Source organism: Mycobacterium sp. UM_CSW (assembly GCF_000455205.1).
Classification (GTDB): Bacteria; Actinomycetota; Actinomycetes; order Mycobacteriales; family Mycobacteriaceae; genus Mycobacterium.
Genome location: NZ_AUWQ01000127.1, coordinates 1 through 11,280 on the forward strand (window position 1 = coordinate 1; position 11,280 = coordinate 11,280).

General features: G+C 71.5%; 13 protein-coding genes, 1 pseudogene and 1 riboswitch. Of the genes and pseudogenes, 3 read left to right on the plus strand and 11 right to left on the minus strand.

What is annotated here, in order from left to right; all coding sequences use genetic code 11:
• From N415_RS33055 to N415_RS28525, 4 genes are all read right to left on the minus strand, one after another.
• Positions 1–81: hypothetical protein (locus N415_RS33055; RefSeq protein WP_239645729.1), on the minus strand; the 81-nt coding region annotated here is incomplete at its 3' end.
• Between the two features lie 4 nt (positions 82–85).
• Positions 86–1,006, minus strand: coding sequence for a tRNA (adenosine(37)-N6)-dimethylallyltransferase MiaA (gene miaA, locus N415_RS28515; RefSeq protein WP_068189104.1), 921 nt, complete (start codon positions 1,004–1,006; stop codon positions 86–88).
• On the minus strand, positions 1,003–1,686 hold the full coding sequence (locus tag N415_RS28520) for a hypothetical protein (protein WP_068189107.1): 684 nt from the start codon (positions 1,684–1,686) through the stop codon (positions 1,003–1,005). Before N415_RS28520 ends, miaA begins: the two co-directional genes overlap by 4 nt.
• A 20-nt stretch (positions 1,687–1,706) precedes the next feature.
• On the minus strand, positions 1,707–2,660 hold the full coding sequence (locus N415_RS28525; RefSeq protein ID WP_068189111.1) for a DMT family transporter: 954 nt from the start codon (positions 2,658–2,660) through the stop codon (positions 1,707–1,709).
• 520 nt (positions 2,661–3,180) lie between these two features.
• Here N415_RS28525 and N415_RS28530 point away from each other — a divergent pair.
• Positions 3,181–4,512 carry a DUF349 domain-containing protein gene (locus tag N415_RS28530; protein WP_068189113.1) on the plus strand — a complete coding sequence of 444 codons (1,332 nt, stop codon included), beginning with the start codon at positions 3,181–3,183 and terminating at the stop codon, positions 4,510–4,512.
• Here N415_RS28530 and N415_RS28535 read toward each other — a convergent pair.
• The 4 genes from N415_RS28535 to recA are packed head-to-tail and all read right to left on the minus strand — an operon-like array spanning position 4,509 to position 8,183.
• Positions 4,509–5,111, minus strand: a complete 603-nt coding sequence (locus tag N415_RS28535) for a hypothetical protein (protein ID WP_068189116.1) — start codon at positions 5,109–5,111, stop codon at positions 4,509–4,511. The genes N415_RS28530 and N415_RS28535 overlap by 4 nt on opposite strands.
• A complete protein-coding gene (gene miaB / locus N415_RS28540) occupies positions 5,099–6,604 on the minus strand; it encodes a tRNA (N6-isopentenyl adenosine(37)-C2)-methylthiotransferase MiaB (protein ID WP_068189136.1) in 1,506 nt (501 codons plus the stop codon). Before miaB ends, N415_RS28535 begins: the two co-directional genes overlap by 13 nt.
• 54 nt (positions 6,605–6,658) lie before the next feature.
• A complete protein-coding gene (recX, locus tag N415_RS28545) occupies positions 6,659–7,177 on the minus strand; it encodes a recombination regulator RecX (RefSeq protein WP_068189119.1) in 519 nt (172 codons plus the stop codon).
• The gene (gene recA / locus N415_RS28550) at positions 7,143–8,183 is read right to left on the minus strand and encodes a recombinase RecA (RefSeq protein ID WP_068189124.1); all 1,041 of its coding nucleotides are present in this window, start codon (positions 8,181–8,183) and stop codon (positions 7,143–7,145) included. Before recA ends, recX begins: the two co-directional genes overlap by 35 nt.
• Before the next feature lie 166 nt (positions 8,184–8,349).
• A riboswitch (cobalamin riboswitch) is annotated at positions 8,350–8,482 on the plus strand.
• Positions 8,483–8,520: 38 nt separating this feature from the next.
• On the opposite strand from recA, the gene N415_RS28555 reads away from it, so the two are divergent.
• Complete coding sequence (locus tag N415_RS28555; protein ID WP_068189127.1) at positions 8,521–9,192, plus strand: (2Fe-2S)-binding protein; 672 nt, start codon at positions 8,521–8,523, stop codon at positions 9,190–9,192.
• 88 nt (positions 9,193–9,280) lie between these two features.
• On the opposite strand, the gene N415_RS28560 is transcribed toward N415_RS28555, so the two are convergent.
• Together N415_RS28560 and N415_RS28565 are read right to left on the minus strand one after the other, a co-directional pair.
• Entirely contained in the window at positions 9,281–9,487 is a 207-nt protein-coding gene (locus N415_RS28560; RefSeq protein WP_068189130.1) for a DUF3046 domain-containing protein, read from the minus strand.
• A 10-nt stretch (positions 9,488–9,497) separates the two neighbouring features.
• The gene (locus N415_RS28565) at positions 9,498–10,664 is read right to left on the minus strand and encodes a nucleotide disphospho-sugar-binding domain-containing protein (protein WP_068189139.1); all 1,167 of its coding nucleotides are present in this window, start codon (positions 10,662–10,664) and stop codon (positions 9,498–9,500) included.
• 63 nt (positions 10,665–10,727) lie between these two features.
• Between N415_RS28565 and N415_RS28570 the strand changes: the two genes are divergently transcribed.
• Complete coding sequence (locus tag N415_RS28570; protein WP_068189134.1) at positions 10,728–11,159, plus strand: limonene-1,2-epoxide hydrolase; 432 nt, start codon at positions 10,728–10,730, stop codon at positions 11,157–11,159.
• Positions 11,160–11,172: 13 nt separating this feature from the next.
• On the opposite strand, the pseudogene N415_RS33060 reads toward N415_RS28570, so the two are convergent.
• Positions 11,173–11,280, minus strand: a pseudogene (locus N415_RS33060) (hypothetical protein); the annotation flags it as partial.

Here is an 11,280-nt window from a genome sequence, read left to right on the forward strand (position 1 = left end):
GGCGGTCAGCGCCAGCGCGGCGTCGAGGTCGGGCAGCAGCACGAAGTCGTTCTGCGTGCCGTGGCCCTTGGCGAATCTCACCAGATCAGGATACGTGCCGCCATGCCCGCACCGCGTCGTCGACGAGGCGGGCGCCGTCCGCCGCATCAAGCCAGTGCACCCGGTGGTCCCGGCGAAACCACGACCGCTGCCGTCGCACGTAGCGCCGGGTCCCGACGTAGGTCTGCTCGCGCGCGTCGCGCAGCTGGTCTTCCGAGCCGCCGGCGTCGAGGGCCGCCAGCACCTGCGCGTAGCCCAGGGCGCGCGAGGCGGTGACCCCGTCGCGCAGGCCGTCACCCAGCAGGCCGCGTACCTCGTCAACCAGGCCCTGCTCGAACATGGCGTCGGTGCGGCGGGCCAATCTCTCGTCGAGAAGCGTTGTGTTGCAATCCAATCCGATGATGATGGTGTCCCAGCGCGGGGCGCCGATGCGCGGCGCGGAGGCGGCGAAGGGCTGCCCGGTGAGCTCGACGACCTCCAAAGCGCGCACCGTGCGCCGGCCGTCGGTGGGCAGGATCGCCGCGGCCGCCGCCGGGTCCCGGCGGGCCAGCTCGGCGTGCAACTCCCCCACCCCCACCTCGGCGAGCCGCCGTTCCCAGCGCGCGCGCACCGCGGGGTCGGTCGCCGGGAACGACCAGTCGTCGAGCAGGGACTGGACGTAGAGCATCGAGCCGCCCACGATCACCGGCACGGCGCCGCGGGCGGCGATCGCTTCGACGTCGGCGGCGGCGGCCGCCTGGTAGCGGGCGACGGTGGCGGTCTCGGTGACGTGCAGGACGTCGAGCTGATGATGCGGGATGCCGCGGCGCTGCTCGACGGGCAGCTTGGCGGTGCCGATGTCCATGCCGCGGTAGAGCTGCATGGCGTCGGCATTCACGATCTCCGCGCCGAGCCGCTCGGCAACATCCAGCGCCAGCTGCGACTTGCCGGTGCCGGTGGGCCCGATGATCGCAAGCGGTCGGTTCATGGCTGCCAGAAGCCGGCAAAGTAGCCCACGCCGTAGGGCGCACCCCGGTAGAGCTCCTTGGCCGACCGCGGCCCCGGCTCGGTGAGGCCGGCCAACACCCCGAACGCGACCCGCCCCAGGATCTGCGGCGGCAACTGGGCCAGGGCGGCGGCGTCGCCGTCGGCCAGTGCGTCGTCCAACGCCAGCTGCGCCTCGGCGTCTTCCGGGTGATGGCCGCCGGGGGCCGCCGGTGTAAGGGTGTTCGCGCCGTCAGCCACCACCAACACGCCGACGGGATCGGGCACCCGGTCGATCTCCGCGCGCAGACGCCGGCCGTGGGCCAGCGCCGTGCCGGCGTCGTGGTCGCCGCGGTAGACGCGAACCTGCACCCCGGCGTCGGGGCGGGCCTGGCCGCGCGCCCACCCGGCCACCAGCGCGCACACCGGGAGTTCGGCGGCCCGGGCGGCCTGCGGCGACAGTTGCACCGCCACGTCGACGCCGAAACCGGCGAACGTGCCGGTGCAGTCGGGCCCGACGACCTGGTCGGCTGGGCCCGTCCCGATCGCCACCCAGCGCGGCGGCAACAGGGCGGCCGCGGCCAGCGCCGCCGCGGTCAGGTCGGCCACCTCGGCGGCGGCCGCTCCGGCCAGCTCGGGGACGAGCACCGGCGCGGCGGGAACGATCGCGATGGCGCTCAGCACGCAACCACACTAACCAGGCGCTAGGTGATCGTCGGGCTGCTCTCCGCCGCCGGCGGTGGGACGTCTTGCGCGGCCAACGCCTCGCGCGCCTCCACGACGTCCAGCCCGGCCTCCGCCACGATCGAGGCGGCCTCCCCGCGCGCCAGGGCGACCGTCGCGATGATCACCAACGCCACCGCCGACACCAGCACGAGCGCGGCGGGGCCCTGATCGTGGAGCGTCTCTTCGAGCACCGTGACCCCGAGCACGCCGGCCACGACGGGTTTACACACCGTCATCGTCGGCAACGACGCGGTCAGCGCGCCCGCGCGGAAGGCGGACTGCTGAAACACCATTCCGCACAGGGCGGTTGCCAGCCACGGATAGAACTCCGGCGCGGTCAGCACCGCGCCGGGGCCCCTCTCGGCCACCTCGACGACGCCCTTGGTCAGCACCGCGAACAGCGCCAACGACGAACCCGCGACCAGCGCCAAGAGCACCGCCGCGACCGGACGTCCCCTCCAGATCCGCGCCCCCAGCACACACCCCATTAACAGCGGGCCCATCACCGCGGCCACGATGATCCAGGTCTCCAGCGGCGCGCGCTCCCGCCCGGAGGTGGGGTCGCCGACGATGATCACCACCGCCAGCGCCGCGGCCAGCACCACCGCCCAGGCCCACTCCCAGCGGGTCACCCGTTGCTTGGTCAGGCGCGCGTAGATCGGAAGCGCGAACAGCAGCGCGGTCACCTGCAGCGACGTCACGAGGACCACCGAACCCCACGCCAGGGCACCCGCCTGCAGGCTGTAGTTGGTGATCGCGGCCAGCCCGCCGAGCCACCACCGCTTGTCGCGCAACGACATGCGGAACAGCTCGAGGTGGCCGACTTCCTTGTCGGTGATCTCGTGCGCGGACCGCTGCCGGATCACATCGCCGACCGCCGAGGCCAACGCGGCGCACAGGGCGATCAGCGCGGCGATGTCAACTTTCGACATGGGGACCCCTCACCAGCGTTCCGCCCGAAAGCTGTGTGTCACGTGCCGTTTCCTAACAATTCAACGACCACTGTAGTGGGCCGCGCCGGGGTCTCGACCCCAGCGAACCCCGGCGATCCGTCGACGAACCGGGCCGCACCTGCGGAAAACCCTGGGGAAATTTCGCGATTCGGGCATCGCGATCACCCCCTCGGAAGCCACGGCGAGAAAACGACCACCGGCCTGTGCCACCGTACCGGGCCGGGCGCCGCCGCCAAATGGTCGGAGCGACGGTGGAATCGAACCGTTATCCCCGGTGCGCCGGGTCCCCGCCCAGGGCGCAGTGTGGGCCCGAACCGGCGTTTGCAAAGCTAGCCGACGCGGGCGAAGGCCGGGCGCGCCAAAACAGTAGGCGCGCTTCGCCCGCCAAGCTGCTTGAATACTGTTGGAAACGGTCAAAGAGCGTTAAGGGAGCCGCCACGCGCGGCAGGCGCGCGGAACACCACCGCGCGAAAGTTGCAGAAGGGTTGGTGACGAGCGCATGACGTCCGACGAGCCCACCAGCAACGCCTCACCCAAGCCGGTGCCGCGCCCGGGTCCGCGCCCCGGACCCCGGCCCGTGAGCCCGGGGCCGCGACCCGCCCCGGTGGCCGCCCATCCGTCCAGCGATCCGCACCGGTTCGGCCGCGTCGACGACGACGGCACCGTCTGGCTGATCAGCTCGGCCGGCGAACGCATCGTCGGTTCCTGGCAGGCCGGCGACCGCGAGGCCGCCTTCGCCCACTTCGGCCGGCGCTTCGACGACCTGAGCACCGAGGTCACGCTCATGGAGGAGCGGTTGGCGTCGGGCACCGGGGACGCCCGCAAGATCAGGGCGCACGCGTCGGCGCTGTCCGAGACGTTGCCGACCGCGAGCGTGCTGGGGGACGTCGACGGGCTCGCGGCCCGGTTGGCCGGCCTGGTCGAGCGCGCCGACGCGGCCATCGCCGAGGGCCGCTCGAAGCGCGAGGAGCATCGGGCCGCCCAGACCGCCCGCAAGGAGGCCCTGGCCGCCGAGGCCGAAGACCTGGCCGCCAACGCGACACAATGGAAGGCCGCGGGCGACCGGTTGCGCGCGATCCTCGACGAGTGGAAGACGATCAGCGGCCTGGACCGCAAGGTCGACGACGCGCTGTGGAAGCGCTATTCGGCCGCGCGGGACACCTTCAACCGGCGGCGGGGTTCCCATTTCGCCGAGCTGGACCGGGAGCGGTCGGGGGTCCGGCAGTCCAAGGAACGGCTCTGCGAGCGCGCCGAGGAACTGTCCGATTCGACGGACTGGACCGCCACCAGCGCCGAGTTCCGCAAGCTGCTCACCGAGTGGAAGGCGGCCGGGCGGGCGACCAGGGAGGTCGACGACGCCCTGTGGAAGCGCTTCAAGGCGGCCCAGGATTGCTTCTTCACCGCCCGCAACGCGGCGGCGGCGGAAAAGGACGCGGAGTTTCGCGCCAACGCCACCGCCAAGGAGGCGCTGCTGGCCGAGGCGGAAAAGATCGACACCAGCAACCTCGACGCGGCCCGGGCGGCGTTGCGGTCCATCGCCGACAGGTGGGATGCCATCGGGAAGGTGCCGCGGGAACGCTCCGCCGAGCTGGAGCGGCGCCTGCGCGCGGTCGAGAAGAAGGTGCGGGAGGCCGGCGACGCGGATTGGTCCGACCCGCAGGCGCAGGCCCGCGCCGAGCAGTTCCGCACCCGCGCCGAGCAGTACGAACAGCAGGCGCAGAAGGCCGCGGCGGCCGGCCGGGCCAAGGAGGCCGACGAGGCCAGGGCCAACGCCGAACAGTGGCGGCAGTGGGCCGACGCGGCCGCCGCGGCGCTGACGCGCCGGTCCTAGCCTTTCGGCGGGGCCTCGGGGTCGTCCGGTTTGTCGAGGGTGTCCAGCAGGGTCATCGACTGCCGCGCTGCGGCGACCCGGCGCCGCTCCTCCTCGGCGGCCAGGTGCACGACGGTGCGCGCCCAGACCAGGCGGGCCCAGTGAAACGTCAGCACCATCACGGTGATCCAGGCGACGATCAGCCCCACGCCCGGCCCGGGATGCCCGGCGGCCACGGTCTGGCGCGACCAGATCGCCAACAGCCCGGCGCCGCACGCGATCGCCGAGCCCGCCAGCGCCACCCAGGCCAGCGCCCAGCGCCGCGTCATCAGCGCCAGCATCGAAAAGCCCACGCCGAACACCAGTGCCAGCCAGGCGAACACGCGCGACGGCAGGGACACCGCGGCGGCGCCGGCGCCGTGGCTGGAGAACAGCACATCCCAGCCGCGTACGTGCCCGGTGTGCGGCAGGATGAACGAGGCCAGCAGCACGAACACCAGGATCGCGACCACCAAAGCCCTTGGGCCGGGCTCGATTTCGCCGGCCACCCGGCGTTCGGCGGCGTCGATTTCGGTCCGCAGCGCGTCGATGTCGGTGTGTTCTTTTTTCATCGGGCACATCCCAGGGTTTCGAGCGGTTCGGTGGCGGGCCCGACGGCCGGCATGCCCAGGCCGATCGTGCGCGGGCGCCGCCCGGCGGCGTGGGCGTCGCCGGCCCGGGTGCGGCGGTGGCGCAGGATGCCGGCGTCGGCGATGAGGTGGTGAGGCGCGGCCCCGGTGACCTCCGCGGTGACGATGTCGCCGGGCCGGACCTGGTCGTTCGAGGCTTCGGAACAGGAGAAGTGCACCAGCCGGCCGTCGCGCGCGCGTCCGGTCATGCGCGCCGTGCGGGCGTCCTTGCGCCCTTCGCCGGTGGCGACCAGCAATTCGACGGTCTGCCCGACCAGCGCGCGGTTGCCCTCCAGCGAGATCTGCTCCTGCAGCTCGACCAGCCGCTCGTAGCGTTCCTGGACAACGGCTTTCGGTAGCTGGCCGTCGAAGTCGGCGGCGGGGGTGCCGGGGCGTTTGGAGTACTGGAAGGTGAACGCCGCCGCGAAGCGGGCCTGCCGCACGACGTCGAGGGTGGCGGCGAAATCCTCTTCGGTCTCGCCGGGAAATCCGACGATCAGGTCCGTGGTGATCGCCGCGTGCGGCATGGCCGCCCTCACGCGCTCGATGATGCCCAGGTAGCGCTCGGCGCGGTAGGAGCGGCGCATCGCGCGCAGCACCCGGTCGGATCCGGACTGCAGCGGCATGTGCAGCGCCGGGCAGACGTTGGGTGTCTGCGCCATCGCCTCGATGACGTCGTCGGTGAACTCGGCCGGGTGCGGCGAGGTGAACCGCACGCGTTCCAGCCCGTCGATGCGCCCGCAGGCGCGCAGCAACTCGGCGAAGGCGCCGCGATCGCGGGGCTGCGCGGGGTCGGCGAAGGAAACGCCGTAGGCGTTGACGTTCTGGCCCAGCAGGGTGATTTCGAGCACGCCGTCGTCGACCAGCGATTGGACCTCGGCGAGGATGTCGGCCGGGCTGCGGTCGACCTCCTTGCCGCGCAGCGACGGCACGATGCAGAATGTGCAGGTGTTGTTGCACCCGACGGAGATGGAAACCCAAGCGGCATAGGCGGATTCGCGTGCGCTGGGCAGCGACGACGGGAACTGCTGCAGCGCCTCGGCGATCTCCACCTGCGCGACCCTGTTGTGCCGGGCGCGGTCGAGCAGCGTCGGCAGCGATCCGATGTTGTGCGTGCCGAACACGACGTCGACCCACGGCGCCTTGCGCAGCAGCGCGTCGCGGTCCTTTTGGGCCAGGCAGCCCCCGACGGCGATCTGCATGTCGGGATTGCCGCGCTTGCGCGGGGCCAGGTGGCTGAGGTTGCCGTACAGCTTGTTGTCGGCGTTCTCCCGCACGGCGCAGGTGTTGAAGACCACCACGTCGGCGTCGGTTCCGTCGTCCGCGCGCCGGTAGCCGGCCGCCTCCAGCAGGCCCGCCAACCGCTCCGAGTCGTGGACGTTCATCTGGCAGCCGTAGGTGCGTACCTGGTAGGTACGCGCTCCCGAAACGTCTCGGGCCACCATCGAAGTCACGGGGCCATGGTACGGCGACTGGAGTCGGCCGAATGAACCCGCAGCTTAGACCCGGCGGCGCTCGCGTTCGGCGGCCAGCTCGGCGAGCACCACCTCGCACGCCAGGTTCTGGCCGTAGCCGCGGCGCGCCAGCATTCCCACCAGCCGGCGGGTCACCCGCGCCTCGTCGGTCAGCGTCTCGCGGCGCAGCTTGGCCCGCACCAGCTCCTCGGCCCTGTCCCGCTCGGCGGCGGCGTCGATCCCGGCCAGCGCGGCGCCGATCAGCTCTTTGCCGACCCCCTTGGTCCGCAGCTCGGCGGCCAACGCGCGCCGGCTCTTTCCCGCCTTCGCACGCCGGGACTCGACCCACTGCTCGGCGAACTCGGCGTCGTTCACCAGGCCGACGGCGGCCAGCCGGTCGAGCACCCGCTCGGCGACGTCGTCCGGATAACCACGTTTGGACAGCTGACCGGACAGCTCGGCCCGGGTGCGCGATCTCGCGGTGAGCAGGCGCAGGCACAGCGTCCGCGCCTGCTCCTCGCGGGAGGGCTCAGAAGTCGACGGGGGCGGGGAGGACGTCTTCATCGGTCACGACCGCGCCAATGCCGAGCTTTTCCTTGATTTTCTTCTCGATCTCGTTGGCGATGTCGGCGTTTTCCATCAGGAAGGTGCGCACGTTCTCCTTGCCCTGGCCGAGCTGTTCGCCCTCGTAGGTGAACCACGAACCGGACTTGCGGATGAAGCCCTGATCCACCCCCATGTCGATCAGCGAGCCCTCGCGGCTGATGCCGCGGCCGTAGAGGATGTCGAACTCGGCCTGCTTGAACGGCGGCGACACCTTGTTCTTGACGACCTTGACCCGGGTGCGGTTACCGACCGCGTTGGTGCCGTCCTTGAGCGTCTCGATCCGGCGCACGTCCATACGCACCGACGCGTAGAACTTCAAAGCCTTTCCGCCCGTGGTGGTTTCGGGGCTGCCGAACATGACTCCGATCTTCTCCCGGAGCTGGTTGATGAAGATCGCCGTGGTTCCCGAGTTGTTGAGCGCGCCGGTCATCTTCCGCAGCGCCTGACTCATCAGCCGGGCCTGCAGCCCGACGTGGCTGTCGCCCATCTCGCCCTCGAGCTCCGCGCGCGGCACCAGGGCCGCCACCGAGTCGATGACCAGGATGTCCAGGGCGCCGGAACGGATCAGCATGTCGGCGATCTCCAGCGCCTGCTCACCGGTGTCCGGCTGGCTGACCAGCAGCGAGTCGGTGTCGACACCGAGCTTCTTGGCGTAATCCGGGTCCAGGGCGTGCTCGGCGTCGATGAACGCCGCGACGCCGCCGGCGGCCTGGGCGTTTGCCACCGCGTGCAGCGCGACGGTGGTCTTACCCGAGGACTCCGGGCCGTAGATCTCCACGACCCGGCCACGTGGCAGGCCGCCGATGCCCAATGCCACGTCCAGTGCGATGGATCCGGTCGGGATGACCGAGATCGGCTGGCGCATCTCGTCGCCGAGACGCATCACCGAGCCTTTGCCGTAGCTCTTCTCGATCTGGGCCATCGCCAGCTCGAGGGCCTTCTCGCGGTCGGGGGCTTGCGTCATGATGCCTCTTCCTATCGTCGTTGTGTTCTTCTGACCGGTATCGGTCGGTTGGCGGTGACCCTAGGCGCGGGGTCCGACAAGTCCCCGAACGCTCACCACAGTAGCCGAACACCTGTTCGATTCAAGGTGACACGCCGGGCGCCCGACGGCGTGTGGCAACATTTGCTACCGACAAGGCGCTGACGGGGCTGACAACCTGAGGAAACCGGTGCGAATCCGGTGCGGTCCCGCCACTGTGATCGGGGACGGACACGTCCCGACCCGAGAGCCAGATACTCACCGTCAGCGCTTCCTCACGAGAACTGGGGCGGATTTCCCCAGGGAGGGTTGGTTGCGCATGGACATTTCTGCCGAGCTGGCCGAAATTTCTTCTTACAAAAGGTTTTTCACGTTCACCGTGGGCGGCGACGCGGCGGGGTGGCATCCGGTCGGGCAGTCATACGCCGACGGGTTCGCCGACCTGATCGACGCCACCGCGCGGCGCTATCACACGTCGGACCTGCGGATCGCCGCGTCGCTGGTCCACCTCGGCCACGCCACGCGGTTGTGGTCGCCGGTGCTGGCGTGTGCGCTGGGCCATGGCGTGATCCCCGATCTCAAATGCCTGCAACGCGCCGACGACGGGGCGAAGCTGCGCATCCCCGAGCCCGTCGGGCAGGCCGTCGACCGGCCGCCGGCGAAGTTGCTGTACCGCCTCGTCGTCCGGGGACACATGAAACCGTTCGCCGCCGGCCTGCGGGTCAAGCTGGCGCCCGCCCTGCTGGCGGGCAACATCGCGTCCGCGCTGGTCGGGGCGTCCCGGGCGCTGCTCGTCGCGCGCCCCGACCTGCGGCCCGCGATCGTCGAGATGACGGAGTCTCTGCTGGACACCGGCATGCTGGCCGGGTCCGGCGTGATCACCGGCTCACATCTGGGCTTCCGGCGTCGCAGCTGTTGCCTGTTCTATCGCGTGCCTGGGCGATCGGTCTGCGGCGACTGCGTGTTTCGCCGTGAGCGCCCGGGCCGCTGAGTGTGCAGCCACGGTTTTGCGTGTACCCGGGGCGGTCAACAGGCCCGGAGCGCGCCGCCAACTCACACTCAACGCCACGAAAGCACACTCACCACTGATCGCGCGGCACGTCGAAATCGGCGCACAGGGCACGCCAGACGTCGCGGGGGTCGACCCCGTCCTCGATCGCCTGGGCGGCGGTGCGGCCGCCGAACCCGGTCAGCACGTGATCCACCAGCACCGACGCGCCGTAGGTGGAACCGAACCGCAACACAACCCGCTCGTTGAACTCCGTCAGCCGCACGCTCGCCAACATACCCACGGAGCTACCCCGCTAAAGCCAGCGCTTCGCGGCACACCCACACCGGGTCGGCGACGTCGGCAATGCCGGCGGCGGCTTGGCGCGCGGCGTCGCGGTAGCCGGGCGACGACAGCACCTCGCCCACCGCGGCCACCAGCGCGTCGGCGGTCAGCGGCCGGATCAGCCGTCCGCTCCCCTGGCGCACCACCCGGTTGGCCATCTCCCACTGATCCCCGCCGCCGGGGACCACGACCAGCGGCACGCCGGCCAGCAGCGTTTTGCTCACGATCCCGTGGCCGCCACCGCAGATCATCAGGTCGGCGTGCGCCAGCAGGTCGGACTGGCGCCCCAGGCCCGCCACCGCGTACGGCGGCAGCGTCAGCTCCGCCCCGCCGAGGCGCGAGATCACCAGGCGCGAGCCCGCGGGCAGCGTCTCCCCGGGTATCAGGCACTGCAGCGCGGCCTCGGCCAGGCCCGCCGTCCCGGTCGACGCGGTCGACGGCGCGACCACCACCACCGGCCCGGGGCCGGGCGGCACCTCGAGCACCCGATCGGTGGGCTCGAAGTGCAACGGCCCGACGACGACGGCCTCGTCCGGCCAGTCCGGGCGCGGCACCTCGAGGGCGGGCAGCGTCGCGATGAGGCGGCGCAGCGGCCCGGGGTCAACGGCGGGCAGCCCGATCTCGAGCCGGGCGGCCGCGCGCTGCTTGATGCCGGCGCGCCAGGATCTTCCCGTCAGCGCCCGCATGCTGGCGTCGCGCAGCCGGCCGCGGAAGCCGGTGCCCGGCGCCAGCCCGCTGCCGATCGGCGGCAGCCCCTTCGACGGCAGGTACAGCGGATGCGGGTTGAGCTCGATCCACGGGATCCCCAGCAGCTCGGCGGCCATCCCGCCGCCCGCGGTGATGACGTCCGAGACCACCAGATCGGGCGCCAGGTCTCGCAGCGCCGGGACGTTGAGCACCGCCATCCGCGCAGCGCGGCGATGGATCCGGGCGCCGGCGTCGATGTCCTCGTCGGTGGCGGCCAGCCCGTCCAACTCGGCGGCGTCGATGCCGACCGCGCGGGCGGCGCCGGTCCATTCCGCGCCGGTGAACAGGGTGGGCCGATCGCCCGCCTCGACGAAGCGCTGGCACAGCGCGATCGCGGGGAACGAGTGCCCGGGATCCGGCCCGGCGACCACGGCGACACGCATCGACCCCACCCTGCCACAGCGCCGCGCCGCCACGCACAGCCCCGGTCGAATAGGCTGGCGGCCATGACCGAGCTGACTGACACTGGCGTCGCGAACACCCGCACGGTCGAGGGTTTCCTGAACGCGCTTCAAGATTCGGACCTCGAGGCCGCCGAGGCCGCGTTGGACGACGACCTCGTCTACGAGAACGTCGGCCTGCCCACGATCCGCGGCCGCGCCCGGGCGATCAAGCTATTCCGCGCGATGGAGCGCCGCGGGGCGTTCGAGGTGAAGATCCACCGCATCGCCGCCGACGGCGCCGCGGTGCTCACCGAGCGCACCGACGCGCTGATCGTCGGCCCGCTGCGGCTGCAGTTCTGGGTCTGCGGCGTGTTCGAGGTGCACAACGGGCGAATAACGCTGTGGCGGGACTACTTTGACTTCTTCGACATGTTCAAGGCGACCCTGCGCGGCCTGGCGGCGCTCGTCGTGCCGTCGCTGAAGGCTTCGTTCTAGGCGTTCTAGGCGTTCAGGCCTTCGGCAAGCCGCCCAGCTCGTCGAACGCCTGCGCCCACCCCAGCAGGCGATCGGTCGCGCCGACCAGCTCCTCGCGGTAGCGCTGCTGCGCCGCGCCGGC

Bases quoted from the DNA above. Each gene is read 5' to 3' on its own strand.
- N415_RS28525 (WP_068189111.1), bottom strand. From the start codon at position 2,660: ATGTCGAAAGTTGACATCGCCGCGCTGATCGCCCTGTGCGCCGCGTTG.
- recA (WP_068189124.1), bottom strand. From the start codon at position 8,183: ATGACGCAAGCCCCCGACCGCGAGAAGGCCCTCGAGCTGGCGATGGCC.
- N415_RS28535 (WP_068189116.1), bottom strand. From the start codon at position 5,111: ATGTGCCCGATGAAAAAAGAACACACCGACATCGACGCGCTGCGGACC.
- N415_RS28570 (WP_068189134.1), top strand. From the start codon at position 10,728: ATGACCGAGCTGACTGACACTGGCGTCGCGAACACCCGCACGGTCGAG.
- miaB (WP_068189136.1), bottom strand. From the start codon at position 6,604: ATGGTGGCCCGAGACGTTTCGGGAGCGCGTACCTACCAGGTACGCACC.
- miaA (WP_068189104.1), bottom strand. From the start codon at position 1,006: ATGAACCGACCGCTTGCGATCATCGGGCCCACCGGCACCGGCAAGTCG.
- N415_RS28560 (WP_068189130.1), bottom strand. From the start codon at position 9,487: ATGTTGGCGAGCGTGCGGCTGACGGAGTTCAACGAGCGGGTTGTGTTG.
- N415_RS28530 (WP_068189113.1), top strand. From the start codon at position 3,181: ATGACGTCCGACGAGCCCACCAGCAACGCCTCACCCAAGCCGGTGCCG.
- N415_RS28555 (WP_068189127.1), top strand. From the start codon at position 8,521: ATGGACATTTCTGCCGAGCTGGCCGAAATTTCTTCTTACAAAAGGTTT.
- N415_RS28565 (WP_068189139.1), bottom strand. From the start codon at position 10,664: ATGCGTGTCGCCGTGGTCGCCGGGCCGGATCCCGGGCACTCGTTCCCC.
- recX (WP_068189119.1), bottom strand. From the start codon at position 7,177: ATGAAGACGTCCTCCCCGCCCCCGTCGACTTCTGAGCCCTCCCGCGAG.